Origin of the sequence: Pseudomonas paraversuta, from assembly GCF_904067025.1 — a bacterium.
Taxonomy (GTDB): Bacteria; Pseudomonadota; Gammaproteobacteria; order Pseudomonadales; family Pseudomonadaceae; genus Aquipseudomonas; species Aquipseudomonas paraversuta.
In genome coordinates, this window is sequence record NZ_CAJFDA010000001.1 from 544,822 (window position 1) to 571,615 (window position 26,794).

Here is a 26,794-nt window from a genome sequence, read left to right on the forward strand (position 1 = left end):
CCAAATGTTACAACCTAAGCGTACGAAGTTCCGCAAGCAGATGACAGGCCACAACCGTGGCTTGGCATTGCGCGGTAGCAAAGTCAGCTTCGGCGAATATGCGCTGAAGTCTGTTGCTCGTGGTCGTCTCACCGCTCGTCAGATCGAATCAGCGCGTCGTGCACTGACCCGTCACGTTAAGCGTGGCGGTAAGATCTGGATCCGTGTATTCCCGGACAAGCCTGTAACCAAAAAGCCACTCGAAGTTCGGATGGGTAAAGGTAAGGGTAACGTGGAATATTGGGTTGCCCAGATTCAGCCAGGCAAAGTCCTGTATGAAATCGAGGGTGTTACTGAAGAGCTGGCGCGTGAGGCTTTCGCCCTGGCTGCTGCAAAGCTGCCGCTCGCCACCTCCTTTGTTAAACGGACGGTGATGTGATGAAAGCGAATGAACTTCGTGAAAAATCCGCACAGCAGCTGAACGAGCAACTGCTCGGCTTGCTGCGCGACCAGTTCAATCTGCGCATGCAGAAAGCAACTGGCCAGTTGGGGCAGTCGCATCTGCTCTCGCAAGTTAAGCGTGACATCGCTCGCGTGAAGACTGTGCTCAAACAGCAGGCAGGTAAGTAATCATGGCTGAAGCCGAAAAAACTGTCCGTACGCTGACTGGCCGTGTTGTCAGCGACAAGATGGACAAGACCATCACCGTACTGATCGAGCGTCGCGTTAAGCACCCGATCTACGGTAAATATGTTAAGCGTTCGACTAAGCTGCACGCGCACGACGAAACCAATCAGTGCCACATCGGCGACAAGGTCACTATTCGTGAAACTCGTCCGCTGGCCAAGACCAAGTCTTGGGCATTGGTTGATATTCTCGAACGCGCTGTGGAAGTCTAAGGACTAGGGGTCGGAGAAATTATATGATTCAGACTCAATCCATGCTCGATGTGGCCGATAACAGCGGCGCACGCCGCGTTATGTGCATCAAGGTGCTGGGTGGCTCCCATCGTCGTTACGCTGGTATCGGTGACATCATCAAAGTTACCGTGAAGGAAGCAATTCCTCGCGGTAAAGTGAAAAAAGGCCAAGTGATGACTGCTGTTGTAGTCCGCACTCGTCACGGCGTACGTCGTGCTGATGGCTCCATTATCCGCTTTGATGGCAACGCTGCTGTTCTTCTGAACAACAAGCAAGAGCCGATCGGCACCCGTATCTTTGGGCCAGTGACCCGTGAACTTCGTACTGAGAAGTTCATGAAGATCGTCTCGCTCGCCCCAGAAGTGCTGTAAGGAGATCCGACATGCAAAAGATTCGTCGTGACGACGAGATCATCGTGATCGCCGGCAAAGACAAAGGTAAGCGCGGTAAGGTGCTTAAGGTTCTCGCTAACAACCGTTTGGTTATTGGCGGTCTGAACCTGGTTAAGCGTCATACCAAGCCTAACCCTATGTCGGGCGTGCAAGGCGGTATCGTCGAAAAAGAAGCTCCACTGGACGCTTCTAACGTCGCCATCTTCAACGGCGAAACCAACAAGGCTGACCGCGTTGGTTTCAAAGTAGAAGAAGGCAAGAAAATTCGTGTCTTCAAGTCGACCCAAAAAGCGGTTGATGCTTGAACACTGCTAGGTAGATAAGACCATGGCACGACTAAAAGAGATTTACCGGAAGGAAATCGCTCCGAAACTTAAGGAAGAACTTAAGCTTTCGAACGTGATGGAAGTTCCGCGCGTTACCAAAATCACCCTGAACATGGGTTTGGGCGAAGCGATCGGTGATAAGAAAATCATCGAGCACGCTGTAGCTGATTTGGAAAAGATCACGGGTCAAAAATGTGTTGTGACCTACGCTCGCAAGTCCATCGCAGGCTTTAAAGTTCGCGAAGGCTGGCCGATCGGCGTTAAAGTTACTCTGCGCCGTGAGCGTATGTACGAATTCCTGGATCGTCTGCTGTCGATCTCCCTGCCTCGGGTACGCGACTTCCGCGGCCTGAATGCCAAGTCCTTCGATGGTCGTGGTAACTACAGCATGGGCGTGAAAGAGCAGATCATCTTCCCGGAAATCGACTACGACAAGATCGATGCCCTTCGCGGTCTGGACATTACCCTGACCACCACTGCTCGGACAGATGATGAAGGTCGCGCCTTGTTGCGTGCTTTCAAATTCCCGTTCCGCAACTGATTGGAGTAGGAAAATGGCCAAGATGAGCATGAAAAACCGCGAGCTGAAGCGTCAGCTCACGGTTGCCAAGTTCGCCAAGAAGCGTGCAGCACTGAAAGCCATCATCGTGGATCTGAACGCAAGTCCAGAAGCACGTTGGGAAGCTCAGGTAGCTCTGCAGAAGCAGCCACGTGACGCAAGCGCTGCGCGCATGCGTAACCGCTGCCGCCTGACTGGTCGTCCGCATGGTGTTTACCGCAAGTTCGGCCTTGGCCGTAACAAATTGCGTGAAGCAGCAATGCGCGGTGACGTACCAGGTCTGGTTAAAGCCAGCTGGTAAGGCGTACAGGCAAAGTTGTCACTGTCAGGATCGCAAGATCCTGACAGTCGGTGACCTTGAATATGAATCAAGCCCCTATTGGGGCTTGATTCATTTCTGGCGTGTGTCTAGAATGACCGGCTCGCCTGAGCCCGTGCTTTTTAAGCATTGAGTCACTCGGCGACAGATGTAGCCGCGAGGCTAATTATTTTTGTAACAGGAGCGTCTAGCCCATGAGTATGCAGGACCCGTTAGCGGACATGCTAACTCGAATCCGTAATGCCCAGATGGCTGAAAAGTCCGTCGTAAGCATGCCATCTTCCACGTTGAAGGTAGCTGTAGCCAAAGTTCTCAAAGACGAAGGTTACATCGCGGATTATCAGATCAGCAGCGAAATCAAACCACTGCTGTCTATCGAGCTGAAATACTTCGAAGGCCGTTCGGTTATCGAAGAAGTGAAGCGCGTTAGCCGTCCAGGCCTGCGTCAGTACAAGTCCTCCGAAGATCTGCCGAAAGTTCGTGGCGGTCTTGGTGTGTCTATCGTCTCCACCAGCAAAGGTGTGATGACGGATCGTGCTGCGCGCGCTGCCGGTGTCGGCGGCGAAGTTCTTTGCACTGTGTTCTAAGGGGGGATAAGCATGTCACGCGTCGCTAAGAACCCCGTTAAGCTGCCAGCTGGTGTCGAAGTAAAATTCGCCGGCCAACAGCTTTCGGTGAAGGGTGCCAAGGGCACTCTAGAACTGAACATCCATTCGTCCGTTGAGATCGTTGAAGAAGCTGGTGAGCTGCGTTTCGCTGCTCGCAATGGCGATCAACAAACTCGCGCAATGGCTGGTACCACTCGTGCGTTGGTAAACAACATGGTCCAAGGCGTAAGCCAAGGCTTCGAGCGCAAGCTCCAGCTGGTCGGTGTTGGTTACAAAGCGCAAGCAAAAGGCACAGTGCTGAACCTGGCTCTTGGCTTCTCGCACCCAGTGGATTACGAACTGCCGGAAGGCATCACCGCTGAGACTCCTAGCCAAACCGATATCCTGATCCGGGGTATTGATAAGCAGCTGGTAGGTCAGGTGGCCGCTGAGATCCGCGGTTTCCGTCCGCCAGAGCCTTATAAAGGTAAGGGTGTACGTTACGCGGACGAAGTCGTCCGTCGTAAAGAAGCCAAGAAGAAGTAGGGCATAGCAAATGACCGACAAAAAAGTTACTCGCCTGCGTCGCGCTCGCAAAGCACGTCTGAAAATGCACGAACTCGAAGTCGTGCGTCTCTGCGTGTTCCGCTCGTCGCAGCATATATACGCCCAGGTCATCTCGGCCGACGGCAGCAAAGTCCTGGCAAGTGCCTCGACTTTGGACAAAGAACTGCGTGATGCTGCTACTGGCAACATCGACGCGGCCACAAAGGTTGGCCAGCTGGTCGCTACGCGTGCAAAAGCCGCTGGCGTCTCGCAGGTGGCTTTCGACCGCTCTGGCTTCAAGTACCACGGCCGCGTGAAAGCGCTGGCTGAGGCTGCTCGTGAAGCTGGGCTGGAGTTCTAAGTTATGTCAAATAACGACCAAAAGCGCGACGAAGGCTACATTGAGAAGCTGGTTCAAGTTAACCGCGTAGCCAAAACCGTTAAAGGCGGCCGTATCTTCACTTTCACCGCGTTGACCGTGGTTGGTGATGGTAAAGGGCGCGTTGGCTTCGGCCGTGGCAAGTCACGTGAAGTGCCTGCTGCGATCCAGAAGGCAATGGAAGCTGCTCGCCGCAACATGATCCAAGTTGACCTGAACGGCACAACTCTGCAGTACGCAATGAAGTCCGCTCATGGCGCTTCGAAGGTGTACATGCAGCCTGCTTCTGAAGGTACCGGTATCATCGCTGGCGGCGCTATGCGTGCTGTCCTCGAAGTTGCTGGCGTTCAGAACGTTCTGGCCAAGTGCTACGGCTCGACTAACCCGGTAAACGTGGTTCACGCCACTTTCAAGGGTTTGAAGGCTATGCAGTCTCCTGAGTCTATTGCCGCTAAGCGTGGCAAAAGCGTTAAGGAGATCTTCTGATCATGGCTACCGTTAAAGTAACGCTGATCAAAAGCATGACCGGCCGCATCCCTAATCACAAATTGTGCATTAAGGGTCTGGGTCTGCGTCGCATCGGTCACACTGTAGAAGTACTTGATACTCCCGAGAATCGCGGGATGATCAACAAGGCTTACTACATGCTGCGTGTAGAGGGTTAATCGATGAAACTCAATGATCTGAGTCCAGCGCCGGGTTCCCGTCGCGAAAAGCATCGTCCGGGCCGTGGTATCGGTAGCGGTTTGGGTAAGACTGGTGGCCGTGGTCACAAAGGTCAGTCCTCCCGTTCCGGTGGCACAATTGCTCCAGGCTTTGAAGGCGGTCAACAGCCGCTGCATCGCCGTCTGCCTAAGTTCGGTTTCGTTTCCCTGAAAGCCATGGATCGCGCAGAAGTGCGTTTGTCCGAGCTGGCTAAAGTGGAAGGCGACATCGTTACTGTGCAGACCCTGAAAGATGCCAACGTGATCAACGTCAACGTACTGCGTGTGAAAATCATGCTGTCCGGTGAAGTTACTCGCGCTGTCACAATCGGCAAGGGAATCGGCGCCACCAAAGGTGCGCGTTCGGCTATCGAAGCAGCTGGCGGCAAGTTCGAGGAATAAATGGCTAAGCAAGGTGCTCTCTCAGCGCTCAGCAAAGGCGGGTTATCCGAGCTCTGGGCTCGTCTGCGTTTTCTATTCCTGGCGATTATCGTCTACCGAATAGGCGCACACATCCCAGTTCCAGGTATTAACCCGGACCGGTTGGCGGACCTGTTTCGACAGAATGAGGGGACCATTCTTAGCTTGTTCAACATGTTTTCCGGCGGCGCGCTGGAGCGGATGAGTATTTTTGCGCTGGGGATCATGCCGTACATTTCGGCATCGATCATCATGCAGCTTATGTCCGCTGTCAGCCCGCAGCTGGAGCAGTTGAAGAAGGAAGGTGAAGCTGGTCGTCGCAAGATAAGCCAGTACACCCGCTACCTCACTGTCGCTCTTGCTCTTGTTCAGGCTATTGGCATGTCCATAGGTCTGGCAGGGCAAGGCGTAGCGTTCACTGGTGACCTGGGCTTCCATTTCGTTGCAGTAACCACTTTTGTGGCTGGTGCAATGTTCATGATGTGGCTGGGTGAGCAGATTACTGAGCGTGGTGTTGGCAACGGTATCTCGATGTTGATTTTTTCGGGTATCGTCGCCGGTCTTCCGAGAGCAATTGGGCAGTCTTTCGAGTCTGCGCGTCAGGGCGATATCAATATCTTCGCTCTGGTTGCTATCGGTTTGCTGGCAGTAGCGATTATCGGTTTCGTGGTGTTCATTGAGCGTGGTCAGCGTCGTATTGCTGTTCACTACGCCAAGCGTCAGCAGGGCCGCAAGGTGTTTGCTGCGCAGACTAGCCACCTACCGCTGAAAGTGAATATGGCCGGTGTTATTCCGGCTATTTTTGCGAGCAGCATTTTGCTGTTCCCGGCTTCGCTGGGTGCCTGGTTCGGTCAGTCTGAAGGTATGGGCTGGTTGCAGGACATCTCGCAGTCGATCGCTCCTGGTCAGCCGTTGAATATTCTGCTGTTTAGTGCAGGGATTATTTTCTTCTGCTTCTTCTATACGGCGTTGATGTTCAATCCGAAAGACGTAGCGGAAAACCTGAAGAAGTCCGGTGCCTTTATTCCGGGTATCCGTCCAGGTGAGCAGTCGGCGCGCTATATTGATGGCGTTTTGACTCGTTTGACTCTGTTCGGTGCTCTTTATATGACGGCCGTATGTCTGTTGCCCCAGTTCCTGGTGGTTGCGGCAAACGTTCCGTTCTACCTTGGCGGGACCTCGTTGCTGATCGTGGTCGTGGTTGTTATGGACTTCATGTCCCAAGTACAATCGCACCTCGTTTCGCACCAGTACGAATCCCTGATGAAGAAAGCCAACCTGAAGGGCTACGGCAGCGGCATGCTTCGCTGAAGTACCCATAAGGTGAGAGGAGTTGGTGATGAAAGTTCGTGCATCGGTGAAAAAGCTGTGCCGTAACTGCAAGATTATTCGCCGCGAAGGTGTTGTTCGGGTAATTTGCAGCGCGGAACCACGTCACAAACAGCGCCAAGGCTGAGTGTGATCTGTTTGAAGCCCAGCAGCTAGTGCGCTGCTGGGTTGATTATTTGTTATTACAGCGATATTATCTCGCGCCCTATTTCTTGGCTTCCGGGGCGTAGGTAGCTGTCAATTGGAGTCCCACTGAATGGCCCGTATTGCAGGCGTTAACATTCCAGATAACAAGCACACTGTTATCTCGCTGACCTACATCTTTGGTGTTGGTCGCACTACTGCGCAGAAAATTTGCGCAGAGACTGGGGTAAACCCAGCCGCTAAGATCAAAGATCTGAGCGACGAGCAGATTGAGTTGCTGCGTGGCGAAGTGGCAAAGTTCACCACTGAAGGTGACCTGCGTCGTGAAGTCAACATGAAAATCAAACGCTTGATGGATTTGGGCTGCTACCGCGGTCTGCGCCATCGTCGTGGTCTTCCAGTACGCGGTCAGCGTACCAAGACCAACGCGCGTACTCGCAAAGGTCCGCGTAAGCCGATCCGCAAGTAATCGCACCAGCGAATCGACAGGAATTTAGTCATGGCAAAACCTGCTGCTCGTCCTCGTAAAAAAGTCAAAAAGACAGTGGTTGATGGCATCGCCCACATCCACGCGTCTTTCAACAACACAATCGTGACCATCACCGACCGTCAGGGTAACGCGCTTTCTTGGGCTACCTCCGGTGGTTCGGGTTTCCGCGGTTCTCGCAAGTCCACCCCGTTCGCTGCTCAAGTAGCTGCTGAACGTGCTGGTCAAGCTGCGCTGGAATATGGCCTGAAAAACCTTGACGTTAACGTTAAAGGTCCAGGTCCAGGTCGTGAGTCCGCTGTCCGTGCTTTGAACGGCTGTGGCTATAAGATCGCCAGCATCACCGACGTGACGCCAATCCCGCACAACGGGTGCCGTCCGCCGAAGAAGCGCCGCGTGTAATCCAGGAGACTGTAAAGAATGGCTCGTTACATTGGTCCAAAATGCAAACTGGCACGTCGTGAAGGCACCGATCTCTTCTTGAAGAGTGGTGTGCGCGCTATCGAATCGAAGTGCAATATTGAAGCTGCTCCAGGCATCCACGGCCAACGCCGCGGTCGCCAATCCGACTACGGCACCCAACTGCGTGAAAAGCAGAAGGTCCGTCGTATCTACGGCGTTCTCGAGCGTCAGTTCAGCGGCTACTACAAACAAGCTGCTGGCAAGAAAGGTGCAACTGGCGAAAACCTGTTGCAACTGCTCGAATGCCGCCTGGATAACGTCGTATACCGTATGGGTTTCGGTTCTACTCGTGCCGAATCCCGTCAGTTGGTATCGCACAAGTCGATCAGCGTAAACGGTCAGACCGTTAACGTTCCGTCTTACCAGGTACGTGCTGGTGACGTGGTCGCTATCCGCGAGAAAGCAAAGAACCAGCTTCGCATTGTCCAAGCTCTCGATCTGTGTGCCCAACGTGGCCGCGTAGAATGGGTAGAAGTAGACACTGAGAAGAAGTCGGGCGTTTTCAAGAACGTTCCTGCTCGCAGTGATCTGTCCGCCGACATCAACGAAAGCCTGATTGTCGAGCTCTACTCCAAGTAAGGGCTAGAAAATAGGTGCATCCATGCAGATTTCGGTAAATGAGTTCCTGACACCTCGCCATATTGATGTGCAAGTTGTCAGTCCAACCCGCGCTAAAATCACACTCGAGCCTCTCGAGCGTGGTTTTGGCCACACCCTGGGCAACGCGCTGCGACGCATCCTGTTGTCCTCAATGCCAGGCTGTGCAGTAGTCGAGGCCGAGATTGATGGTGTGCTCCACGAGTACAGCGCCATCGAAGGTGTACAGGAAGACGTAATTGAAATCCTGTTGAACCTTAAAGGTCTGGCTATCAAGCTGCACGGCCGTGACGAAGTTACGCTGACCTTGTCGAAGAAGGGTTCGGGGGTGGTTACCGCTGCCGATATTCAGCTGGATCATGATGTCGAGATCGTTAATCCCGATCACGTAATCGCCAACCTGGCGTCTAACGGCGCCTTGAACATGAAGCTCACTGTAGCTCGTGGTCGTGGTTATGAACCAGCAGACTCGCGTCAGAGCGATGAAGACGAAAGCCGCAGCATTGGTCGCTTGCAGCTTGACTCTTCGTTCAGCCCGGTTCGCCGTATCGCATACGTGGTGGAAAACGCCCGTGTCGAGCAGCGTACTAACCTGGACAAGCTGGTTATTGATCTGGAGACCAACGGTACACTGGATCCTGAAGAGGCTATTCGTCGTGCTGCAACCATCCTGCAACAGCAGTTGGCTGCATTCGTCGACCTCAAAGGTGACAGCGAACCAGTGGTTATCGAACAGGAAGACGAGATCGATCCGATCCTGCTTCGTCCGGTTGACGATCTGGAACTGACCGTGCGTTCGGCCAACTGCCTTAAGGCGGAGAACATTTACTACATCGGTGACCTGATTCAGCGCACCGAAGTAGAACTGTTGAAGACTCCGAACCTGGGCAAGAAATCCTTGACTGAAATCAAGGACGTTCTGGCCTCCCGTGGTCTGTCCCTCGGCATGCGCCTCGACAACTGGCCGCCTGCAAGTCTTAAGAAGGACGACAAGGCGACTGCCTGATCGTCGTAATCACCGAACGTTGTGTTTGGTAAGGAATGAACCATGCGTCATCGTAAAAGTGGTCGTCACCTGAGCCGCACTAGCTCCCACCGCAAGGCTATGTTTCAAAACATGGCAGTGTCGTTGTTTGAGCACGAGCTGATCAAAACGACTCTGCCGAAAGCCAAAGAATTGCGTCGCGTTGCTGAGCCGCTGATTACTCTGGCCAAGAATGATTGTCTGGCTAACCGCCGTCTGGCATTCGACCGTACGCGTTCGAAAGCCATCGTTGGTAAGCTGTTCAACGATCTGGGCAAGCGTTATGCAACTCGTGAGGGTGGCTACCTGCGCATCCTCAAGTGCGGTTTCCGTGCTGGCGACAACGCGCCTATGGCGTACGTCGAGTTGGTTGATCGTCCAGTTGGCGGTGAAGCTGTATCCGCTGAGTAAGACGTCAGTCTCTACAAAGAACCGGGCCTAGTGCCCGGTTTTTTGTGTCTGATTAATTATTATTTTCTATTGATCGCGATCAATTAATGAATTTGCCCGCGTAGAGTTCATGGTCAATACTCCTCCTCAGCCGATTAGCCGGCAGTACAAAGACTTACTGAGGAAGCAAAAGCATGAGCCAGACCAAAACGCTTACGACCGCCAGCGGCGCTCCAGTTGCTGACAACCAGAATTCTCGTTCTGCTGGCCCCCGTGGCCCATTGTTGCTCGATGATTTTCATCTGATCGAAAAGCTTGCTCACTTCAACCGTGAAAACATTCCGGAGCGTCGTGTCCACGCCAAGGGTTCGGGTGCACATGGCACCTTCACGCTGACCCGTGACATGACTCAACTCAGCAGCGCCAAGCTGTTTGATACCGTAGGCAAGCAAACCCCGACCTTTCTGCGTTTCTCTACCGTAGGCGGCGAGCGCGGCTCGGCAGACACTGCCCGTGATCCACGTGGTTTTGCCCTCAAGTTCTATACCGAAGAAGGCAACTGGGACATCGTGGGTAACAACACCCCGGTATTCTTCATTCGTGACCCGTTGAAGTTTCCTGACTTTATCCACACCCAAAAACGTCTTCCGCAGAGCAATCTGAAAAGTGCACAGATGATGTGGGACTTCTGGTCACATTCCCCTGAATCCCTGCACCAGGTCACCATCCTGTTTTCCGATCGTGGCATCCCGGATGGCTATCGCCACATGCACGGGTTCGGCAGCCACACCTACAGCCTGATCAATGCGGCCGGTGAGCGTCACTGGGTCAAATGGCACTATAAAACCATGCAAGGCATCAAGAACCTGCCGCCAGCGGAAGCCGAGCGTCTTGCAGGCAGTGATCCGGACTACGCGCAGCGTGATCTGTTTGATGCCATCGAGCGGGGCGACTTCCCGAAATGGCGCGTATGCATGCAAGTCATGACTGAAGCCCAGGCTGCGGCCCACTACGAAAACCCGTTTGACGTGACCAAAACCTGGTCGCAGAAAGAGTTCCCGCTGATTGAAATTGGCGAGCTGGAGTTGAATCGCAATCCGCTTAACTACTTTGCCGAGGTGGAGCAGGCTGCATTTGGTCCAAGCAACATGGTTCCGGGTGTCGGTCTGTCGCCAGATCGCATGCTGCAAGGCCGTGTGTTCGCTTACGCGGATGCCCATCGTTACCGTATAGGCACCAACCACCAGCACTTGCCGATCAACGCTGCGCGGGTGCCTGTGCATAACTACCAGCGCGATGGCTCGATGGCTTTTGGCAACAACGGTGGTGCTGCACCCAACTATGAACCCAACAGCTATGCCGATGCACCCAAGCAGGCGCCGCAGTATGCAGAGCCGCCTTTGGCCCTGAGTGGCGCGGCCGATCGTTACGATCATCGGGTTGACAGCGATTACTACAGCCACGCTGGTGCGCTGTTCCGTCTGATGAATGACCAGCAGAAAACCCTGCTGATAAACAATATTGCAGGCGCCATGGACGGGGTTACGCCAGATGTTGTGCAGCGTCAGCTGCAGCATTTCTACAACGCCGATCAGGCTTACGGTGACGGTGTTGCCAAAGCACTGGGTGTAAAGGCTAAGTAAGTCTAAGTGAGAAGCAGAACCGCCCTCAATTGGGCGGTTTTTGCGTTATTTAGCTCTGTTTTCTCTACAAATGCAGGATTTTATAGCGATTGAGTCGTGACCTCCCGGTCAGCTTGGTTCAAACTACAGTCTTTCAAGCAGGGAGATGTGCGGCGATGCAAGGGCACCCGGACGTAATCGATTATCTCAACACGTTGCTCACCGGCGAGCTGGCTGCACGTGACCAATACTTTGTCCATTCCCGTATGTACGAGGACTGGGGCTTTGCCAAGCTGTACGAACGTATCAACCACGAAATGGAAGAAGAGGCACAACACGCTGATGCGTTGATGCGCCGGATTCTGATGCTCGAAGGCACTCCGCGCATGCGCCCGGATGATCTGGATGTCGGTACCACAGTGCCTGAGATGTTCGCTGCCGACTTGCGTCTTGAGTACAAGGTTCGCGCAGCGCTCTGCAAGGGCATCGCTCTGTGCGAGCAGCACAAGGATTACGTGAGCCGCGACATGTTGCGCATTCAGCTGGCAGACACTGAAGAAGATCACACCTACTGGCTGGAAAAGCAGTTGGGCCTGATCAAGGCCATCGGCCTGCAGAACTACCTGCAATCGCAGTTCTGACCGACCTCGATCTGTAGGCGCGCACTTGCCCGCGAGCCGTTAAAAGATTGCGAGCAGAAGTCTGACCCATGAAAAAGCCCCTGCCACTTCACAATGGCAGGGGCTTTTTTCATGCCCGGGATTTAATCCCTGTCGCGGATCAGCAGCGGCTTCAAATAGAAGCCTGTATGGGATTGCGCCATCTCAGCCACGTCTTCCGGTGTGCCGACCGCTATGATCTGCCCACCTTTGGAGCCGCCTTCTGGCCCAAGATCCACCAGCCAGTCAGCAGTCTTGATGACGTCCAGGTTGTGTTCGATCACCACCACCGTATTGCCGTGGTCTCGTAGTCGATGCAGCACATCCAGCAATTGCTGGATGTCAGCAAAGTGCAGGCCTGTTGTAGGTTCATCGAGGATATACAGGGTCTTGCCGGTATCGCGCTTGGACAGCTCGCGGGACAGTTTGACCCGTTGCGCCTCGCCGCCTGACAGCGTCGTGGCGGACTGCCCCAGCTTGATGTACGACAGACCTACATCCATCAGTGTCTGCAGCTTGCGCGCCAGCGCAGGCACCGCGTCGAAGAACACACGGGCTTCTTCGATCGTCATCTCCAGCACTTCGTGAATGCTCTTGCCCTTGTATTTGATTTCAAGGGTTTCACGGTTGTAGCGCTTGCTCTTGCACACGTCACAAGGAACATAGATGTCGGGCAGAAAGTGCATTTCCACCTTGATCAGGCCATCGCCCTGACATGCCTCGCAGCGTCCGCCCTTCACGTTGAAGGAGAAACGCCCTGGCCCGTAGCCCCGGGAGCGGGATTCCGGTACGCCGGAAAACAACTCGCGGATAGGCGTGAACAGCCCGGTGTACGTTGCCGGGTTGGAACGAGGGGTACGACCGATCGGGCTCTGGTCGATATCGACCACCTTGTCCAGATGCTCAAGGCCTTTGATGCTGTCGTGCGCCGCGGCCTCCAGGGTGGTCGCGCCATTCAGGGCGGTAGCACTGAGCGGGTAGAGCGTGTTGTTGATCAGCGTCGACTTGCCCGAACCCGAAACCCCGGTCACACAGGTCAGCAGCCCCAGAGGGATTTCCAGATCCACGTTGCGCAAGTTGTTGCCGCGGGCGCCCTTGAGCGACAGCGTCATCTTCTTGTTGCGCGGCGTACGTTTGGCCGGCACGGGAATTTTCACACGGCCCGACAGGTACTTACCGGTCAGCGAATCCGGATGCGCCATCACCTCGGCAGGCGTGCCTTGGGCAACGATGTGTCCGCCATGCACCCCGGCGCCCGGGCCGATATCAACCACATAGTCCGCCAGACGAATCGCATCCTCGTCATGCTCCACCACAATCACTGTGTTGCCGATGTCGCGCAGATGCTTGAGGGTGCCGAGCAGGCGATCGTTATCGCGCTGATGCAGACCGATGGAGGGCTCGTCGAGGATGTACAGCACCCCGACCAGACCTGCGCCGATCTGGCTGGCCAGACGGATACGTTGCGCCTCACCGCCAGACAGGGTGTCAGCACTGCGATCCAGCGACAGATAGTCTAGGCCCACGTTCACCAAAAACTGCAGGCGCTCGCGAATTTCCTTGAGGATCTTGTCGGCGATTTCCCCGCGGCGCCCGGTCAGGCTCAGGGTGCTGAAATACTCGGTTGCATCCCCGATCGGCATATTGGTCACGGCCGGCAGGGTTTTCTCGCCGACCCAGACGTGACGGGCTTCGCGACGCAGGCGGGTACCGCGGCAATCCGGGCAAGACTGAGTGCTCAGGAACTTGGCCAGCTCTTCGCGCACAGTGGCCGATTCGGTTTCGCGATAGCGGCGCTCCAGGTTGGGCACGATGCCTTCAAACGGGTGCGAGCGCTTGACGATATCGCCCCGATCATTCAGATAGCGGAAATCAACGTTATGGGTGCCGCTGCCATACAAAATGACTTTTTGCTTGTCGGCCGGGAGTTCACCGAAGGGCACTTCCAGACTGAAGTCGTAATGCTTGGCCAGCGCCCCGAGCATCTGGAAGTAATAAACGTTACGCCGGTCCCAGCCGCGTATGGCGCCTTCGGCCAGCGTCAGCTCGCCATTGACCAGGCGTTTGATATCGAAAAACTGCTTGACCCCCAAACCGTCACAGGTCGGACACGCCCCGGCGGGGTTGTTGAAGGAAAACAGTTTGGGCTCAAGTTCGCTGATGGCATGGCCGCAGATCGGGCAGGCGAAGCGCGCGGAGAAGATCATCTCTTCGCCCGGCTCGTCGTCCATAGGTGCAACCAGAGCAATGCCGTCGGCCAGCTTCAGCGCGGTCTCGAATGACTCGGCCAGGCGCTGTTGCAGGTCAGGCCGAACCTTGAAGCGGTCAACCACTACATCAATAGTGTGCTTCTTCTGCTTGTCGAGCTTGGGCAGCTCGTCCAGTTCGCAGAGTCTGCCATTGACCCGGGCCCGCACGAAACCTTGAGCGCGCAGCTCTTCAAAAACCGAAAGGTGTTCACCTTTGCGCTCGCGAATCACGGGGGCCAGGAGCATCAGCTTGCTGCCTTCCGGCTGCGCCAGTACCAGGTCGACCATTTGGCTGACGGTTTGGGCTTCAAGCGGGATGTCGTGATCGGGGCAGCGGGGGATGCCTACGCGGGCATACAGCAGGCGCAGGTAATCATAAATTTCGGTGATGGTGCCGACAGTGGAACGCGGGTTATGGGATGTTGATTTCTGCTCGATGGATATCGCCGGTGACAGACCTTCGATGGTATCGACGTCAGGCTTTTCCATCATCGACAAGAACTGCCGGGCATAGGCCGACAGCGACTCGACATAACGGCGTTGGCCTTCAGCGTACAGCGTATCAAACGCCAGGGATGATTTGCCGGAGCCAGACAGTCCGGTGATGACGATCAGCTTGTCCCTGGGCAGGGTCAGGTCGATGTTCTTCAGGTTGTGGGTTCGTGCCCCACGTATCAGGATCTTGTCCACTGCGGCCTCGCTTGGCGGGCATAACGTAAACGAATGAGTATACGGATCTGTACGAAAGCTGTGCAGGCTCTTAATGGCATGTTGGTATTAATGAGCCTTTATAACTTTTACGTGACAAAGCGTCGCGCCTCTCTCGTGTGTGTGCTGTTACTCGATGGGACTGGTAGAATCGCCGCCGGTTCACATGAGGTTATTCCATGCACGATCCCCACAGCGACCGCATGAGTGGTAGCGAGACCCGGGCAGCAAGCGGTCTGGCCCTTGTGTTCGCCTTCCGTATGCTTGGCATGTTTATGGTGTTGCCGGTTCTGGCGACCTATGGGATGGACCTCGCCGGTGCGACGCCAGCCCTGATCGGCCTGGCCATAGGCGCATACGGCCTGACTCAGGCAATTTTTCAGATTCCTTTCGGGGTTATTTCTGACCGTATTGGTCGGCGTCCGGTTATTTACCTTGGGTTGATCGTCTTCGCCCTCGGTAGTGTGCTGGCAGCCAACTCGGACTCGATCTGGGGCGTCATTGCCGGTCGGATCCTGCAGGGTGCAGGCGCAATCTCTGCCGCCGTAATGGCGTTGCTTTCAGACCTCACTCGCGAACAGCACCGCACCAAAGCCATGGCCATGATCGGCATGACCATTGGCTTGTCGTTTGCGGTGGCGATGGTCGTAGGCCCGTTGTTAACCCGGGCCTTCGGGTTGTCGGGCCTGTTCCTGGCCACCGGCGGCATGGCGCTGGTCGGGATCGTCATCGTCATGTTCATGGTGCCTCGCTCAACCGGTACCTTGCAGCACCGCGAGTCGGGGGTTGCCAGGCAGGCATTGCTGCCGACCTTGCGGCACCCTGACCTGCTGCGTCTGGACCTGGGGATTTTCGTACTGCACGCCATGCTGATGTCGAGTTTCATCGCATTGCCGCTGGCGCTGGTCGAAAAAGCCGGCCTGCCCAAAGAGCAACATTGGTGGGTGTACCTGACTGCCTTGCTGATTTCTTTCTTCGCCATGATTCCGTTCATCATCTACGGCGAAAAGAAACGCAAAATGAAACGAGTTTTACTCGGCGCCGTCGTGACGTTGATGCTCACTGAGCTATTCTTCTGGAAGTTCGGCGACAGCTTGCGGGCGTTGGTGATAGGTACCGTGGTGTTTTTCACCGCGTTCAACCTGCTCGAAGCTTCATTGCCTTCGTTGATCAGCAAGGTATCTCCGGCGGGTGGCAAGGGTACGGCGATGGGGGTTTATTCCACCAGTCAGTTCCTCGGTTCGGCACTGGGCGGCATACTCGGCGGCTGGTTATTTCAGCATGGCGGTTTGTCGGTTGTGTTCCTTGGATGCGCAGGTCTGGCTGCACTCTGGCTGGTCTTTGCTGTTACCATGCGTGAACCGCCTTATGTGACAAGCTTGCGCTTGCCGCTATCGCCTGAAGCGCTTCGCGAAGCAGGTCTGGCCGAGCGTTTAAAGGCTGTTACAGGCGTTACAGATGCAGTGGTGGTAGCACAAGAGGCTGCCATTTATATCAAATTGGACACCGAACTATTGGATCGCGCGACACTCGAGCAGTTGGTTAACCCAGCGCCGACGTGCGAAGCCTAGGAGAACGTTATGGCCCGTGGGGTTAACAAAGTTATATTGGTCGGCACGTGCGGCCAGGATCCCGAAGTTCGCTACTTGCCTAACGGTAATGCCGTGACCAACCTGAGTCTGGCAACCAGCGAACAGTGGACCGACAAGCAAACCGGCCAGAAAGTCGAAAAGACTGAATGGCACCGTGTATCGATGTTCGGCAAGGTTGCCGAGATCGCTGGCGAATACCTGCGCAAGGGTTCGCAGGTGTACATCGAAGGCAAGCTGCAAACCCGTGAGTGGGAAAAAGACGGTATCAAGCGTTACACCACCGAAATCGTGGTCGACATGCAAGGCACCATGCAACTGCTGGGCGGCCGTCCGCAGGGCGACCAACAAAACCAGGGCGGTGGTAACAACTACCAGCCACAGCAGTCTGCACCGCGTCAGCAGGCTCAACGCCCTGCGCCGCAGCAGCAACAGCCTCAACAGCAGCAGTCGCGCCCAGCGCCGCAGCAGCAGGCACCTCAACCTGCACCGGACTTCGACAGCTTTGATGACGATATCCCGTTCTAGCGACTAGCCTTCGGGCGACATACTCAGAACCAACAAAGGCCCGTCGCTGATTCAGCAACGGGCCTTTTGTTTGGGGCCGGAAATGGCTGCACCGCGCAGGGCGCTGACAACAGTCAGATCCGTCCTGCAAAAAATGGCAACCGGGCTGATCCGGGCAGTCCAGGTCAAAAGCCTGCGTGTTACGCCAGGCGCCTGGCGCTTCATTGACTACGCTGTACTGATCTCAAGTACCTGCGGGCCAATTGGCCAACGTCAGCGGTTCCGTCAAAGATGTCCAGGAGGACTCCCGGGTTTGTTCAATTTCAAAGCAGCGATTGTGCTTCTCATCCTGTTGTTCTCAGGCAACGGCATTCTCCAGGCAGCCCCCACGCTGGCCTCGGTTATCAAGGCAGAAGAGACGGATGGCAAGCCCCCGGTGCTGGTCGATGGCGGCTTGCTGGGTGCCTTGGGCGAGGGTATGGACCAGATCCAGGAACGGCTCGGCCTGAGCGCTCGTCTGCTGGGCTCCTGGAGTTTGCGCTCAGAGCTTGCGGTGGATGAAGTCGGTGAACTGGTCGAACAGGCATCGGCTCATCCCTCATGGGGCGCCTTGGGGGACTTCGTCCTGTTGCCAGCCATCTGGTTCGGGGCTTTTTTCGGGCTGATGCTGGCGGGGCGCTTGCTGGTGCGATACCTGGATATGACGCGTGCGATCAACACCAGGCCGCGCATACAGGCACTTGTCGGTTATGTGGTGCAGTACCTTTTGCCTGCAGTGATAAGTCTGGTGCTGACCTTGTATGCCAGTCGTTATCTGCAAGACACCATTGGCCGCTCGCTGGGGATGACCCTGACCTATGCGGGCAGTGCCGGGGTGTTCAGTGTGGCGCTGGTGCTGGCACTCAGTGCGATGTTTGAAGTCGGACACAAGCGGATTGCAGTTCAGATCATTCGCAAGTATTCCCGCCGGCCACTGTTCCTGATCGGCTTTTTTGCCGCGCTGAGTGACGGGATGAACAGCCCGCAAATTGCGCTGCAAATTGGCGATAACATTGCGAGCTGTCTGTCGGTTTTTGCCGGGTTGCTGGCGTGCATCATTTTTGCCTTTCTGGCCATACGGTTGCGTCGCCCCGTGGCGCACCTGATTCGGGACCGTGCACTGGCGCAGCGTCTTGGTCAGCCTGCACTGCAGGAGTCGTTGCGTATTTTTTCGGCGTTGTGGTACTGGCCGATACTGCTGATGCTGGTGGTCACAGCGCTCAATTTGCTGGGAATAGGCGAGGGCAGTGAGCGTGCCATGCGCGGTGCGCTGCTGACTTCAGGACTGATCATCGGCGCGGTTTTTTTAAGTACGATTTTGCACCACTCATTTCGTACGCCGACCCGCCGTACAAGCATCTATCGAGAGCGTTTACTGAATGTGCTTTATGCATTGCTGCGTATTGCTCTGGCTGTGACCTTTATCGAACTCCTGTCCCAGATCTGGGGGTTCTCCCTGCTGGCGTTCGCCTCAGACAGCAACACCGGCAAGGTCATCAGCGATTCGCTGGGGCGCATCCTGTTGATCCTGCTGGTGACATGGCTGGCCTGGGTGGTGCTCGATACCGCCATCCAGCAAACGCTGGAACCTACAGTGACCCGACATGGCACCCGCGAGCCGAGCACCCGCGTCAAGACCATCCTGCCGCTGATGCGCAATGCAATAAAAGTAATTCTGGTGGTGGTCTGCACCATCACCACCATGGCCAACCTGGGTGTCAACGTCGCGCCTTTCCTCGCTGGTGCCGGGGTCATAGGGCTGGCGATCGGCTTTGGTTCCCAGCAGCTGGTACAAGACGTCATTACGGGGCTGTTCATTATTATTGAGGACACCATCTCGGTCGGCGACTGGGTGGTGGTCGACTCCAACCATGCGGGTACCGTTGAGGGGCTGACCATTCGCACCTTGCGCCTGAGGGACTCGCGTGGCTTCGTGCATTCGGTGCCCTTTGGTCAGATCAAGGCGGTGATCAACCATTCCCGGCAGTTTGCGTACGCATTTTTCTCGGTTCAGTTCACCTACGATACCGACACCGATCAGGCCATCGACATGATCCGCCAGGCCGGAAGCCAGATCAGTGACGATCCTTTGCTCAGTCTCAGCCTGCAGGGCTCGCTGACGGTATTCGGGGTCGACAGCATGAATCTGGATGGCGTAACCATTACCGCTCAGTTCAGAACCATGTCCGGCGCCCAGAGCTCCGTCAGTCGGGCTTTCAATGATCGGCTCAAAAAGCTTGTGGATAAGTGTGACGATGTCCACTTTGCGCAACATTATCCACAGGGATTCCTGATGCCCGTACGCGATACCGGCGAACCGGCGCCGGCTGCCGGGTCGCCGCCTTCCAGGTTGCTGCTCACTGACATGCCGCCGCAGCTGTAGTGAGCCCGTTGACCCGCAGGGGTGCAGTTTGTCAGTGACGGCGGGCCCATAAACCCGCAAAATACGGAGGTCTTGATCATGGCCAGCAGCTTTCACGGTTGGTTTTCTGGTATACATCACCGTTCTGAATAGACTGAGTCTGCACACTCTATGCGAATGCGCCTTATGTTATTGGGCGGCGGAAATGCTCTCGGGCAGGCGCTGATTCGTCAGGGTGCCGAGGAAGACATTAATTTCCTCGCCCCGCGTCCGCCGCAAGACGGCTGGGACGCTGCGAGCCTTACGCAGCTGCTGGATGACACCCGCCCGGATGCGGTCATCAACCTCGCGTATTACTTCGACTGGTTTCAGGCGCCAACAGTCAGCGAGTCCCGACTTGCTGGCCAGGAGCGCTCTGTCGAACGTTTGGCCGAGTTGTGCCAGCACCACAACATCATTTTGCTGCAACCTTCCAGCTATCGGGTTTTCGACGGTTCGCGGGCGACGGCCTACAGCGAAAAGGACGAACCCGTTCCGCTGGGGTTACGCGGTCAGGCACTGTGGCGAATCGAGCAAAGTGTGCGGGCCATCTGCCCGCAGCACGTGCTGCTGCGTTTTGGCTGGCTGCTGGATGACAGCCCGGAAGGTCTGCTCGGGCGGTTTCTGACCCAGGCTGAAAAGCCGGGAGAATTGTTGCTGGCCGATGATCGCCGGGGCAATCCGACACCGGTAGATGACGCCGCACGGGTGATTATCTCAGTGCTCAAGCAGCTGGATTGCGCCGCGCCGCTGTGGGGTACTTATCACTACGCGGGGCACGAGGCGACCACGCCGCTGGCGCTGGGGCAGGCGATCCTGAGCGAAGCGCGCACCCTGCATCCACTGGCTGTCGAAGCACCTGTACCGCAGGCGCATGCGGCATGCCCGGACGCGGCTGAAGAGCCCCAGCATGCTGTGCTGGCCTGCAAGAAAATCTTACACACCTTCGGGATCAAGCCTCGCGCCTGGCGTGCGGCACTCCCGACATTACTGGACAGACTTTATCGTCATGGCTGATTCACCCGTTTTAGTGACCGGCGGCGCCGGATTTATCGGTTCCAATCTGGTTGATGCCTTGTTGGCCAAGGGGCATGCCGTACGCATTCTCGACGACATGTCCACCGGCAAGCGCTGCAATCTGCCAATGGACAACCCCAAGGTCGAGCTGATCGAAGGCGACGTGGCGGATGCTGCCCTGGTTGCCAGGGTCATGGCCGGTTGCAGTGCCGTGGTTCACCTGGCGGCAGTTGCCTCGGTGCAAGCCTCGGTGGACGACCCGGTACGTACCCATCAAAGCAATTTCATCGGCACCCTTAACGTGTGCGAAGCCATGCGTGAATCCGGGGTCAAACGGGTTGTTTTTGCCTCCAGCGCTGCTGTGTATGGCAATAACGGTGAAGGTGAGTCGATTGTCGAAGACACCCCCAAGGCGCCGCTGACGCCTTATGCGTCCGACAAACTGGCCAGTGAATACTATCTGGACTTTTACCGTCGCCAACACGGGCTGGAACCGGCGATTTTCCGTCTGTTTAACGTCTTTGGCCCGCGCCAGGACCCGTCATCGCCGTACTCCGGGGTGATCAGCATCTTCAGCGAACGCGCGGTAAAGGGCCTGCCCATCACCATTTTCGGCGATGGCGAGCAAACCCGTGACTTCATCTACGTCGGTGACCTGGTGAACATCCTGGTTCAGGCTGTCGAAGCCCGGCAGGTTGAAGAAGGCGCGGTCAACGTCGGCCTGAACAAAGCCACCACCCTCAAGCAAATGCTCGAGGCGCTGGGCGACGTGGTCGGTGGACTGCCGCCCATCAGCTACAGTGCGGCCCGCTCCGGCGATATCCGCCATTCACGGGCAGACAACAGCCGCTTGCTGCAACGCTTCAAGCTTGGCGAAACCACACCCATGAGTGTTGGTCTGGCGCGTTTGCTCGGACGCTGACAAGCCCCTGGCTACAAAAAAAGGCGCCTCCAGGGCGCCTTTTTTGATGTTGTTTGTCGCTTAAAACTTGTAACCCAGACCTACCATGTAAACGAACGGATCCACGTCTACATTGACCTTGGCGCGGGTGCCAGGCGCTACTGCGTTGTTTTCCACCGTGGCGCGGGTATCGATATCGATATAGCGTGCCTGGGCGTTGATCATGATGTTATCGGTCAGCATGTAGTCAGCACCGACCTGGAATGCCATGCCCCACGAGTTCTTTGCCTTGAAGTTGTCAAAGCCTGCCGCGCTGGCGCTGCTGCCAACGTGCTCGTCATAGATCCAGGTGTAGTTGATACCGGCACCCACGTAAGGCTGGAACGCCGACTTGGAGTCCAGCGGGTAGTACACAACACTCAGGGTTGGCGGCAAGTGCTTGAGGCTGCCCAGCTTGCCGTTTGCCGCAGACAAGGCGGTGCCTTTAAGTTTCACGTCATGCTCAAACGGCGTGGCTGCCAGCAGTTCAATACCGACATGGTCGGTGATCATGTAGGCGAAGTTGAGGCCCAATTGCGTGTCGCTGCTCATGGTCGCCTTGCCACCCAGATCCGCGCCCGCCAGCGGGCCCTGATCAACCTTGACGCTGGAGCTGTCGGCCTTCGGGTTTACCGTGATCGCACCGGCACGCAGAATGATGTCACCTTCAGTGTGGGCGTGGGCAAGCGGGGCGACGACGGCGAGCGCAAGCGCGGCTGCGCTGAGCAAAGACTTGTGCATGGGAGCTCCATTGGGATATTTGAAATTTATATAACCAATGGTAAAGAGCGCCATGCCACGCTCAGTTGACCCAGCTCAATGAACGGTGAGTTTGTGAAAATTTCGTGAGCTGGCCCGTGCTCACCGTCCCTGCAGGAGCGATGGGGGGGGTTACTCCGGCAGTTCGTACACAACGATTTTTTGCGCATCCATCTGGTAGCCCGCATCTGCCAGTTCACTGGTACTGGATTTGACCTGCATCGCGCCTTCGATCCAGTACGGCTGGTACAGCTCATCGACTTGCACCCCGACCTTGCTGGTGACATGCACGATCTGGTTCGACGGCGGTGGCGGCACGTGGATACAGGCGCCGAAGTAGGGCACCAGCAAAAACTCGGTGGTGCGGCCTTGTTCATTGACTTCAAGGGGCACGATATAGCCCGGCAAGCGAATCAACTGACCGTCCAGCGTCGTCACCACCGGCGCATTGGGCAAGTCCTGCCTGGCTGCCGGGGCGGCCTCCATGTCGCCCATCTGTGACAGGTCGTGCAGCGGTGCCATGTCCGGCACTTCAGCCGGCGCGTCGGGCGGAATCATCTCCGACCACGTCAACTCTTTCGGCTCTGCTGCCCACAAAGGAGTAGTGATCAGCACAAGCAGTGCCAGCAGCACGCGTGGCAACACGGACATTGTTATAACCCCGGGTTCATAAACGAATGGACAGACCATCGGCCAGCGATTGTCGGTAGGCGCGCCATGCCGGCACGCAGCCCATCAGCAGGGCGGCCGCAAGAATACCGCCAAGCAGCGCCCATTCATATTCGCTTGGCCAGGCCAGCGGTAAATACAGCCCGTAGTTCGATTGCACATAACCTTGGGCCACGGCGATACACAGGTACAGCAACCCCACGCCGGCCACTACACCGGCCAATGCCAGGGCAAGGGCCTCGAAGACCAGCAAGGTTGCGATATGCCATGGCCGGGCACCGACCGAACGCAGAATGGCCATCTCGCGCCGACGTTCATTGAGGCTGGTCAAAATCGCAGTGAGCATGCCGATCAAGCCGGTCAGCACCACAAACAGCGACACCACGAACAATGCTTTTTCAGCGGTGCTCATCAGGCTCCAGAGTTCCTGCAGCGCCACCCCGGGCAAAATCGCCATCATCGGTTCACCGCGGAAATCATTGATTTCACGCTGCAAGGCAAAGGTCGAGATCTTGCTGTTCAGACCCAGCATAAAGGCGGTGATGGCCTGCGGGGTGAGGTCCATGTTGCGCGCCTGATCGGCACTTACCCGCCCGGCGCCACGGGCCGGAACACCGTTATGCCAATCGACATGTATCGCTTCCATACCGCCCAGGCTGATATGCAGGGTACGGTCAACCGGGGTGCCGGTGCGTTTGAGAATTCCGACCACGGTGAACGGTTTGTCATCATGCTTGACCAGACTGACCGCGGCCACGCCGTGGGCCAGCACCAGCTTGTCACCCAGTTTGTAGTGCAGTGCATCCGCCACTTCGGCGCCCAGTACCACCTCAAAAGGGTCGGTGGCAAACGCCCGGCCGGCAGCCAGTTCCAGGTTCTGCCGACGGCCGTATTGATAGTGCTCGAAATACGCCTCGCTGGTGCCCATCACCCGATAACCGCGATGGGAGTCGCCCAGTGACATGGGAATCGCCCATTTCACTTTCGGGTTGTTGGCGAAGTGCTCAAAGCTGTCCCAGCGAATATTGTTGGTGGCATTGCCAATGCGAAATACCGAGTACAGCAGCAGATTGACCGAGCCGGAGCGGGCGCCCACGATCAGGTCAGTGCCGCTGATGGTGCTGGCAAAGCTGGCGCGGGCTTCGGTGCGCACCCGCTCGACCGCCAGCAACAGGCACACCGACAGGGCGATGGCGAAGGCGGTCAGGATCGCGGTGAAGCGACGGTTAGCCAGGCTGGCCAGGGCTAGTCGAAACAGATACATCTCAGACCTCTGCCGACGTGGCGGCACGATTGAGTTCGGACAACGACAGATTTCGGTCGAAGAGGGGGGCCAGACTTTGATCGTGGCTTACAAACAGCAGGCTGGCGCCCGCCTCGCGGCATTCAGCAAACAGCAACTGGATAAACGCTTCGCGGGCGTCAGCGTCGAGGGCCGAGGTCGGTTCGTCGGCAATTACCAGCTCGGGCTGGCCGATCAGGGCGCGGGCAGCGGCGACCCGTTGCTGCTGGCCAATCGACAGGGAGTCTGCACGTCGCTCCAGCAACGCCGGGTCTTTGAGACCCAGGTGCGCCAGCAGGGTTTGCGCGGCGTTATCCACACTGCCGTGGCGTTGCACGGCGCGGCTGGCGCGCAGTCTGGAAAAGTGACAAGGCAGTTCAACGTTCTCGCGTACCGATAAAAACGGCAGCAAATTGAATTGCTGAAAGATATAACCGGTGTGATCGACCCGAAAGCGATCGCGGGCGCCCGAGCCGAGTTCGCCCAGTTCTTGGCCGAGCAGGCGGATCGTGCCGCTATCGGCTTTTTGCACGCCGCCGAGCAGGCCCAGCAACGTGGTTTTACCGCTGCCGCTGGGGCCCTTGAGGAACAGGGTTTCGCCCGGCTCAAGGCGAAATGCCGGAATATCCAGCAACACGGGCTGCCCCGGCCAACTGAAACTCAGGTCATTGAGTTCGATAAGTGCTTGGGTCATGGGGAAGAGAAATCGCCTGTATGGGGTGCCAATAGCGGGGCGGTATCTGCAGGAGCGAGCTCGTTCCTGCAGGTTTAATCCGGTCAGAACTTGACGGTGGGGGCTTGAGGTGTGGCTTCTACACCTTGCTGACCACTTGCGCCAATCAGTTGTACCTTGATTTTATGGGTGCCCGGGAACGTCTTGAAGAACGTGCTCAAATCCAGCGTCTTCAGCGCCTCGGGTTTGCTGCAGGTAAAGGCATAGTGGGCTTCGATATCGCTGTGATGGTGCTCGCCTTTTGCCACGCCGGCAGCCTCTTCAGGGGCGGCTTCAAATAGTGGGCTCTGCAGGTCCTGGGCTTCAACGCTGCACTCTGCAGCTTTGGGCAGGTTGAACAACACCAGCGGATTGCCCAGCTGGGCCTGGGCTGCCGCGACTTTGGCTTTGTCAGCGTCGGTAGTGGCAAGGTGCTCAAATCCGACCAGGTTCATTGACGGGCCATCCAGGTCAAGTTCCAGAGTCTGGCCATCGAGAGCCACATCTAGGCTGCCTGCGCCATGCTCGTGGGCTCCCAGGCTGGCGTGTTCATGGTCGTGATCATCTGCAGCATGGGCCATGGCCAGCGGCAACAGGGCAAACGGTATAGCAAGAAGCAAACGGCGCATAGCGTGACTCCAGCAGAAGGGGGAGGACCAATTTGTTATGTGATCTTATAACAATATTTGCGAGAGTTTGCCCGTGTGCTTGGCGTTACGCAATACGCATGGGAGCATGGTTTGATGAAACTTGAGGAGTAGAGCGATGGTGCGCATTCGCGGAACAATCGGCGACTGGCCGGTGGATTTGACGGTGGAACTGGATGCCGGCGACTGGGCTGCACTGGGTGCACAGTTGCAGGTCAGTGACGCGCCTGTCAGCCAGCCCCCTGCCAGACCGGTGAATCAGGACGATGCCGTGTGGGAAACGACTAAAGACTTGTTGCGCAAGGCCGGGCAGATCAGCGGGCCTGAGCTGCTTGGGCAGCTACAAGCCCTGACCGGCAGCACCGGCGCGGGCAAGCGGCTGCTGGTACGCCTGCGTCATTGCCCCGAGGTGAAAGTGGTGAGCGGCACAGACTCACCGATTTACAGCTGGATCGAATAGCAAAGATGACGCAAGACCCGCAGGCGCGAGTTTGCTCGTGAGCAAACGCGCTCCTGCAGCCCGATGCCTAGTACAGCGCAGCAAACAATTTGCGGCGGTAGGTGGTCACCAGCGGATGATCATTGCCCAACAAGTCGAAGACCTGCAGCAAGGTCTTGTGGGTGATGCCTTCGTTGTAGCTGCGGTTGCGGGTGAACAGCTTCAGCAACCCGTCCAGAGCACCTTCATATTGCTGGCGCGCCAATTGCTGGATCGCCAGTTGGTAAGCGGCTTCGTCGTCCTGCGGGTTTTGTGCAACGCGGGTTTTCAAATCCGCCACATCCGGCAAATCCGCGGCCTGACCCAGGAACGTCAGTTGCGCCTTGGCCCCGGCCAGTTCGGCTTTGTGCTCGTCACTTTTAACCGCGTCCAGCACGGCTTGTGCTTCGGTGAGTTCACCGCGTTCGGCGAGGCAGCGGGCATACAGAATCAGTGCGCCGGCGTTGCTGTTGTCATCGGTGAGGATGTTTTTCAGCAGGGCTTCGGCGTCAGCAAAGCGGCTTTCGGAAAACAGTGCCCGGGCTTGCAGCATCGGGTCTTCGGCCTCTGGCTCGGGCATCACGACATGGGGCGCGAGCATCGCGCGGATCGCCGATTCGGGTTGCGCTTCCTGGAAGCCATCCACCACTTTGCCGTCTTTAAACAGCACTACTGTGGGCAGGGTTTGAATGCCGATACGGCCCACGATGTCCTGCTCGACTTCGCAATTGACCTTGGCCAGTAACAACTCGCCCTGATAGTCCACCGCGATCTGTTCCAGAATCGGCAGCATCACCTTGCACGGTGCACACCAGTCGGCCCAGAAATCCACCAGAACGGGCTGCTCAAAAGAGGCCTGGACAACCAGTCTGTCGAAGTCCGCGGAGGTTACGTCGAAGCTATGGGAAGAAGGCGTAGGCTGATTCATTAGGTGTCTCGAAACAGGTAAATG

General features: G+C 56.6%; 35 protein-coding genes. 28 read left to right on the forward strand and 7 right to left on the reverse strand.

The annotated features are described in order from the left end of the window. The first annotated feature begins 4 nt into the window (after positions 1–4). The 22 genes from rplP (at position 5) to bfr (ending at position 11,827) form a co-directional block, all read left to right on the forward strand. Entirely contained in the window at positions 5–418 is a 414-nt protein-coding gene (rplP, locus tag JQ848_RS02585) for a 50S ribosomal protein L16 (RefSeq protein WP_003444372.1), read from the forward strand. Further along, positions 418–609 (forward strand): 50S ribosomal protein L29, encoded by a 192-nt coding sequence (gene rpmC, locus JQ848_RS02590; RefSeq protein WP_003444371.1) that lies wholly within the window; start codon positions 418–420, stop codon positions 607–609. Before rplP ends, rpmC begins: the two co-directional genes overlap by 1 nt. 2 nt (positions 610–611) lie before the next feature. After that, positions 612–878, forward strand: coding sequence for a 30S ribosomal protein S17 (gene rpsQ / locus JQ848_RS02595; RefSeq protein ID WP_003444370.1), 267 nt, complete (start codon positions 612–614; stop codon positions 876–878). A 23-nt stretch (positions 879–901) separates the two neighbouring features. Further along, a complete protein-coding gene (rplN, locus tag JQ848_RS02600) occupies positions 902–1,270 on the forward strand; it encodes a 50S ribosomal protein L14 (protein WP_002555479.1) in 369 nt (122 codons plus the stop codon). Between the two features lie 11 nt (positions 1,271–1,281). Continuing rightward, a complete protein-coding gene (rplX, locus tag JQ848_RS02605; protein WP_003444369.1) occupies positions 1,282–1,596 on the forward strand; it encodes a 50S ribosomal protein L24 in 315 nt (104 codons plus the stop codon). Positions 1,597–1,618: 22 nt separating this feature from the next. Further along, entirely contained in the window at positions 1,619–2,158 is a 540-nt protein-coding gene (rplE, locus tag JQ848_RS02610) for a 50S ribosomal protein L5 (protein WP_003444368.1), read from the forward strand. Positions 2,159–2,171: 13 nt separating this feature from the next. Continuing rightward, the gene (gene rpsN / locus JQ848_RS02615) at positions 2,172–2,477 is read left to right on the forward strand and encodes a 30S ribosomal protein S14 (protein WP_003444367.1); all 306 of its coding nucleotides are present in this window, start codon (positions 2,172–2,174) and stop codon (positions 2,475–2,477) included. 212 nt (positions 2,478–2,689) lie between these two features. Then, complete coding sequence (gene rpsH / locus JQ848_RS02620) at positions 2,690–3,082, forward strand: 30S ribosomal protein S8 (protein ID WP_003444366.1); 393 nt, start codon at positions 2,690–2,692, stop codon at positions 3,080–3,082. A 12-nt stretch (positions 3,083–3,094) separates the two neighbouring features. After that, complete coding sequence (rplF, locus tag JQ848_RS02625) at positions 3,095–3,628, forward strand: 50S ribosomal protein L6 (RefSeq protein WP_003444365.1); 534 nt, start codon at positions 3,095–3,097, stop codon at positions 3,626–3,628. A 10-nt stretch (positions 3,629–3,638) separates the two neighbouring features. Beyond that, on the forward strand, positions 3,639–3,989 hold the full coding sequence (gene rplR / locus JQ848_RS02630) for a 50S ribosomal protein L18 (RefSeq protein WP_003444364.1): 351 nt from the start codon (positions 3,639–3,641) through the stop codon (positions 3,987–3,989). Positions 3,990–3,992: 3 nt separating this feature from the next. After that, positions 3,993–4,493, forward strand: coding sequence for a 30S ribosomal protein S5 (gene rpsE, locus JQ848_RS02635; protein WP_003186035.1), 501 nt, complete (start codon positions 3,993–3,995; stop codon positions 4,491–4,493). 2 nt (positions 4,494–4,495) lie between these two features. Then, positions 4,496–4,672, forward strand: a complete 177-nt coding sequence (gene rpmD / locus JQ848_RS02640; protein WP_003444363.1) for a 50S ribosomal protein L30 — start codon at positions 4,496–4,498, stop codon at positions 4,670–4,672. A 3-nt stretch (positions 4,673–4,675) separates the two neighbouring features. After that, positions 4,676–5,113, forward strand: coding sequence for a 50S ribosomal protein L15 (gene rplO / locus JQ848_RS02645; protein WP_003444362.1), 438 nt, complete (start codon positions 4,676–4,678; stop codon positions 5,111–5,113). Then, positions 5,114–6,442 (forward strand): preprotein translocase subunit SecY, encoded by a 1,329-nt coding sequence (gene secY / locus JQ848_RS02650; RefSeq protein WP_003444361.1) that lies wholly within the window; start codon positions 5,114–5,116, stop codon positions 6,440–6,442. Positions 6,443–6,470: 28 nt separating this feature from the next. Continuing rightward, positions 6,471–6,587, forward strand: a complete 117-nt coding sequence (rpmJ, locus tag JQ848_RS02655; RefSeq protein WP_002555468.1) for a 50S ribosomal protein L36 — start codon at positions 6,471–6,473, stop codon at positions 6,585–6,587. Between the two features lie 129 nt (positions 6,588–6,716). Continuing rightward, the gene (rpsM, locus tag JQ848_RS02660) at positions 6,717–7,073 is read left to right on the forward strand and encodes a 30S ribosomal protein S13 (protein ID WP_003444360.1); all 357 of its coding nucleotides are present in this window, start codon (positions 6,717–6,719) and stop codon (positions 7,071–7,073) included. A 30-nt stretch (positions 7,074–7,103) separates the two neighbouring features. After that, on the forward strand, positions 7,104–7,493 hold the full coding sequence (gene rpsK, locus JQ848_RS02665; protein WP_002555466.1) for a 30S ribosomal protein S11: 390 nt from the start codon (positions 7,104–7,106) through the stop codon (positions 7,491–7,493). Between the two features lie 18 nt (positions 7,494–7,511). Beyond that, positions 7,512–8,132 carry a 30S ribosomal protein S4 gene (gene rpsD, locus JQ848_RS02670; RefSeq protein WP_003444359.1) on the forward strand — a complete coding sequence of 207 codons (621 nt, stop codon included), beginning with the start codon at positions 7,512–7,514 and terminating at the stop codon, positions 8,130–8,132. A gap of 22 nt (positions 8,133–8,154) precedes the next feature. After that, complete coding sequence (locus JQ848_RS02675) at positions 8,155–9,156, forward strand: DNA-directed RNA polymerase subunit alpha (RefSeq protein ID WP_003176403.1); 1,002 nt, start codon at positions 8,155–8,157, stop codon at positions 9,154–9,156. A 42-nt stretch (positions 9,157–9,198) separates the two neighbouring features. Further along, on the forward strand, positions 9,199–9,585 hold the full coding sequence (rplQ, locus tag JQ848_RS02680) for a 50S ribosomal protein L17 (RefSeq protein WP_003444357.1): 387 nt from the start codon (positions 9,199–9,201) through the stop codon (positions 9,583–9,585). 173 nt (positions 9,586–9,758) lie between these two features. After that, complete coding sequence (locus tag JQ848_RS02685; protein ID WP_202210238.1) at positions 9,759–11,207, forward strand: catalase; 1,449 nt, start codon at positions 9,759–9,761, stop codon at positions 11,205–11,207. 155 nt (positions 11,208–11,362) lie between these two features. Further along, positions 11,363–11,827, forward strand: a complete 465-nt coding sequence (bfr, locus tag JQ848_RS02690; RefSeq protein WP_003444336.1) for a bacterioferritin — start codon at positions 11,363–11,365, stop codon at positions 11,825–11,827. Between the two features lie 122 nt (positions 11,828–11,949). On the opposite strand, the gene uvrA is transcribed toward bfr, so the two are convergent. After that, complete coding sequence (gene uvrA / locus JQ848_RS02695) at positions 11,950–14,784, reverse strand: excinuclease ABC subunit UvrA (RefSeq protein WP_003444334.1); 2,835 nt, start codon at positions 14,782–14,784, stop codon at positions 11,950–11,952. A gap of 197 nt (positions 14,785–14,981) precedes the next feature. Between uvrA and JQ848_RS02700 the strand changes: the two genes are divergently transcribed. From JQ848_RS02700 to JQ848_RS02720, 5 genes are all read left to right on the forward strand, one after another. Beyond that, positions 14,982–16,373, forward strand: coding sequence for an MFS transporter (locus tag JQ848_RS02700; RefSeq protein WP_003444333.1), 1,392 nt, complete (start codon positions 14,982–14,984; stop codon positions 16,371–16,373). Between the two features lie 9 nt (positions 16,374–16,382). Beyond that, positions 16,383–16,919: a single-stranded DNA-binding protein gene (locus JQ848_RS02705; protein ID WP_003444330.1), complete on the forward strand. Its 537-nt coding sequence runs from the start codon at positions 16,383–16,385 to the stop codon at positions 16,917–16,919. A gap of 292 nt (positions 16,920–17,211) precedes the next feature. Further along, a complete protein-coding gene (locus JQ848_RS02710) occupies positions 17,212–19,320 on the forward strand; it encodes a mechanosensitive ion channel family protein (RefSeq protein ID WP_202210239.1) in 2,109 nt (702 codons plus the stop codon). 150 nt (positions 19,321–19,470) lie between these two features. After that, the gene (locus JQ848_RS02715) at positions 19,471–20,355 is read left to right on the forward strand and encodes a sugar nucleotide-binding protein (protein WP_003444326.1); all 885 of its coding nucleotides are present in this window, start codon (positions 19,471–19,473) and stop codon (positions 20,353–20,355) included. Continuing rightward, positions 20,348–21,277 carry an NAD-dependent epimerase/dehydratase family protein gene (locus JQ848_RS02720; RefSeq protein WP_003444324.1) on the forward strand — a complete coding sequence of 310 codons (930 nt, stop codon included), beginning with the start codon at positions 20,348–20,350 and terminating at the stop codon, positions 21,275–21,277. Before JQ848_RS02715 ends, JQ848_RS02720 begins: the two co-directional genes overlap by 8 nt. 60 nt (positions 21,278–21,337) lie before the next feature. On the opposite strand, the gene JQ848_RS02725 is transcribed toward JQ848_RS02720, so the two are convergent. From JQ848_RS02725 to JQ848_RS02745, 5 genes are all read right to left on the reverse strand, one after another. Then, positions 21,338–22,036 (reverse strand): OmpW/AlkL family protein, encoded by a 699-nt coding sequence (locus JQ848_RS02725; RefSeq protein ID WP_003444322.1) that lies wholly within the window; start codon positions 22,034–22,036, stop codon positions 21,338–21,340. Between the two features lie 150 nt (positions 22,037–22,186). After that, complete coding sequence (locus JQ848_RS02730) at positions 22,187–22,705, reverse strand: DUF3299 domain-containing protein (RefSeq protein ID WP_202210240.1); 519 nt, start codon at positions 22,703–22,705, stop codon at positions 22,187–22,189. Between the two features lie 16 nt (positions 22,706–22,721). Beyond that, complete coding sequence (locus JQ848_RS02735) at positions 22,722–23,987, reverse strand: ABC transporter permease (protein ID WP_010655452.1); 1,266 nt, start codon at positions 23,985–23,987, stop codon at positions 22,722–22,724. Position 23,988: 1 nt separating this feature from the next. Beyond that, entirely contained in the window at positions 23,989–24,699 is a 711-nt protein-coding gene (locus tag JQ848_RS02740) for an ABC transporter ATP-binding protein (RefSeq protein WP_010655453.1), read from the reverse strand. Between the two features lie 83 nt (positions 24,700–24,782). Then, positions 24,783–25,346, reverse strand: a complete 564-nt coding sequence (locus JQ848_RS02745; protein WP_003444294.1) for a DUF2796 domain-containing protein — start codon at positions 25,344–25,346, stop codon at positions 24,783–24,785. A gap of 136 nt (positions 25,347–25,482) precedes the next feature. On the opposite strand from JQ848_RS02745, the gene JQ848_RS02750 reads away from it, so the two are divergent. Further along, complete coding sequence (locus JQ848_RS02750) at positions 25,483–25,824, forward strand: hypothetical protein (protein ID WP_003444291.1); 342 nt, start codon at positions 25,483–25,485, stop codon at positions 25,822–25,824. Positions 25,825–25,891: 67 nt separating this feature from the next. Here the strand turns inward: JQ848_RS02750 and JQ848_RS02755 are convergent, their stop codons facing one another. Further along, positions 25,892–26,770, reverse strand: a complete 879-nt coding sequence (locus tag JQ848_RS02755) for a thioredoxin family protein (protein WP_003444289.1) — start codon at positions 26,768–26,770, stop codon at positions 25,892–25,894. Positions 26,771–26,794: the final 24 nt, after the last annotated feature.

Coding starts and splice junctions, on each gene's coding strand:
- rplP (WP_003444372.1), top strand. CDS start 5: ATGTTACAACCTAAGCGTACGAAGTTCCGCAAGCAGATGACAGGCCAC.
- rpmC (WP_003444371.1), top strand. CDS start 418: ATGAAAGCGAATGAACTTCGTGAAAAATCCGCACAGCAGCTGAACGAG.
- rpsQ (WP_003444370.1), top strand. CDS start 612: ATGGCTGAAGCCGAAAAAACTGTCCGTACGCTGACTGGCCGTGTTGTC.
- rplN (WP_002555479.1), top strand. CDS start 902: ATGATTCAGACTCAATCCATGCTCGATGTGGCCGATAACAGCGGCGCA.
- rplX (WP_003444369.1), top strand. CDS start 1,282: ATGCAAAAGATTCGTCGTGACGACGAGATCATCGTGATCGCCGGCAAA.
- rplE (WP_003444368.1), top strand. CDS start 1,619: ATGGCACGACTAAAAGAGATTTACCGGAAGGAAATCGCTCCGAAACTT.
- rpsN (WP_003444367.1), top strand. CDS start 2,172: ATGGCCAAGATGAGCATGAAAAACCGCGAGCTGAAGCGTCAGCTCACG.
- rpsH (WP_003444366.1), top strand. CDS start 2,690: ATGAGTATGCAGGACCCGTTAGCGGACATGCTAACTCGAATCCGTAAT.
- rplF (WP_003444365.1), top strand. CDS start 3,095: ATGTCACGCGTCGCTAAGAACCCCGTTAAGCTGCCAGCTGGTGTCGAA.
- rplR (WP_003444364.1), top strand. CDS start 3,639: ATGACCGACAAAAAAGTTACTCGCCTGCGTCGCGCTCGCAAAGCACGT.
- rpsE (WP_003186035.1), top strand. CDS start 3,993: ATGTCAAATAACGACCAAAAGCGCGACGAAGGCTACATTGAGAAGCTG.
- rpmD (WP_003444363.1), top strand. CDS start 4,496: ATGGCTACCGTTAAAGTAACGCTGATCAAAAGCATGACCGGCCGCATC.
- rplO (WP_003444362.1), top strand. CDS start 4,676: ATGAAACTCAATGATCTGAGTCCAGCGCCGGGTTCCCGTCGCGAAAAG.
- secY (WP_003444361.1), top strand. CDS start 5,114: ATGGCTAAGCAAGGTGCTCTCTCAGCGCTCAGCAAAGGCGGGTTATCC.
- rpmJ (WP_002555468.1), top strand. CDS start 6,471: ATGAAAGTTCGTGCATCGGTGAAAAAGCTGTGCCGTAACTGCAAGATT.
- rpsM (WP_003444360.1), top strand. CDS start 6,717: ATGGCCCGTATTGCAGGCGTTAACATTCCAGATAACAAGCACACTGTT.
- rpsK (WP_002555466.1), top strand. CDS start 7,104: ATGGCAAAACCTGCTGCTCGTCCTCGTAAAAAAGTCAAAAAGACAGTG.
- rpsD (WP_003444359.1), top strand. CDS start 7,512: ATGGCTCGTTACATTGGTCCAAAATGCAAACTGGCACGTCGTGAAGGC.
- JQ848_RS02675 (WP_003176403.1), top strand. CDS start 8,155: ATGCAGATTTCGGTAAATGAGTTCCTGACACCTCGCCATATTGATGTG.
- rplQ (WP_003444357.1), top strand. CDS start 9,199: ATGCGTCATCGTAAAAGTGGTCGTCACCTGAGCCGCACTAGCTCCCAC.
- JQ848_RS02685 (WP_202210238.1), top strand. CDS start 9,759: ATGAGCCAGACCAAAACGCTTACGACCGCCAGCGGCGCTCCAGTTGCT.
- bfr (WP_003444336.1), top strand. CDS start 11,363: ATGCAAGGGCACCCGGACGTAATCGATTATCTCAACACGTTGCTCACC.
- JQ848_RS02700 (WP_003444333.1), top strand. CDS start 14,982: ATGCACGATCCCCACAGCGACCGCATGAGTGGTAGCGAGACCCGGGCA.
- JQ848_RS02705 (WP_003444330.1), top strand. CDS start 16,383: ATGGCCCGTGGGGTTAACAAAGTTATATTGGTCGGCACGTGCGGCCAG.
- JQ848_RS02715 (WP_003444326.1), top strand. CDS start 19,471: ATGCGAATGCGCCTTATGTTATTGGGCGGCGGAAATGCTCTCGGGCAG.
- JQ848_RS02720 (WP_003444324.1), top strand. CDS start 20,348: ATGGCTGATTCACCCGTTTTAGTGACCGGCGGCGCCGGATTTATCGGT.
- JQ848_RS02725 (WP_003444322.1), bottom strand. CDS start 22,036: ATGCACAAGTCTTTGCTCAGCGCAGCCGCGCTTGCGCTCGCCGTCGTC.
- JQ848_RS02730 (WP_202210240.1), bottom strand. CDS start 22,705: ATGTCCGTGTTGCCACGCGTGCTGCTGGCACTGCTTGTGCTGATCACT.
- JQ848_RS02735 (WP_010655452.1), bottom strand. CDS start 23,987: ATGTATCTGTTTCGACTAGCCCTGGCCAGCCTGGCTAACCGTCGCTTC.
- JQ848_RS02740 (WP_010655453.1), bottom strand. CDS start 24,699: ATGACCCAAGCACTTATCGAACTCAATGACCTGAGTTTCAGTTGGCCG.
- JQ848_RS02745 (WP_003444294.1), bottom strand. CDS start 25,346: ATGCGCCGTTTGCTTCTTGCTATACCGTTTGCCCTGTTGCCGCTGGCC.
- JQ848_RS02750 (WP_003444291.1), top strand. CDS start 25,483: ATGGTGCGCATTCGCGGAACAATCGGCGACTGGCCGGTGGATTTGACG.
- JQ848_RS02755 (WP_003444289.1), bottom strand. CDS start 26,770: ATGAATCAGCCTACGCCTTCTTCCCATAGCTTCGACGTAACCTCCGCG.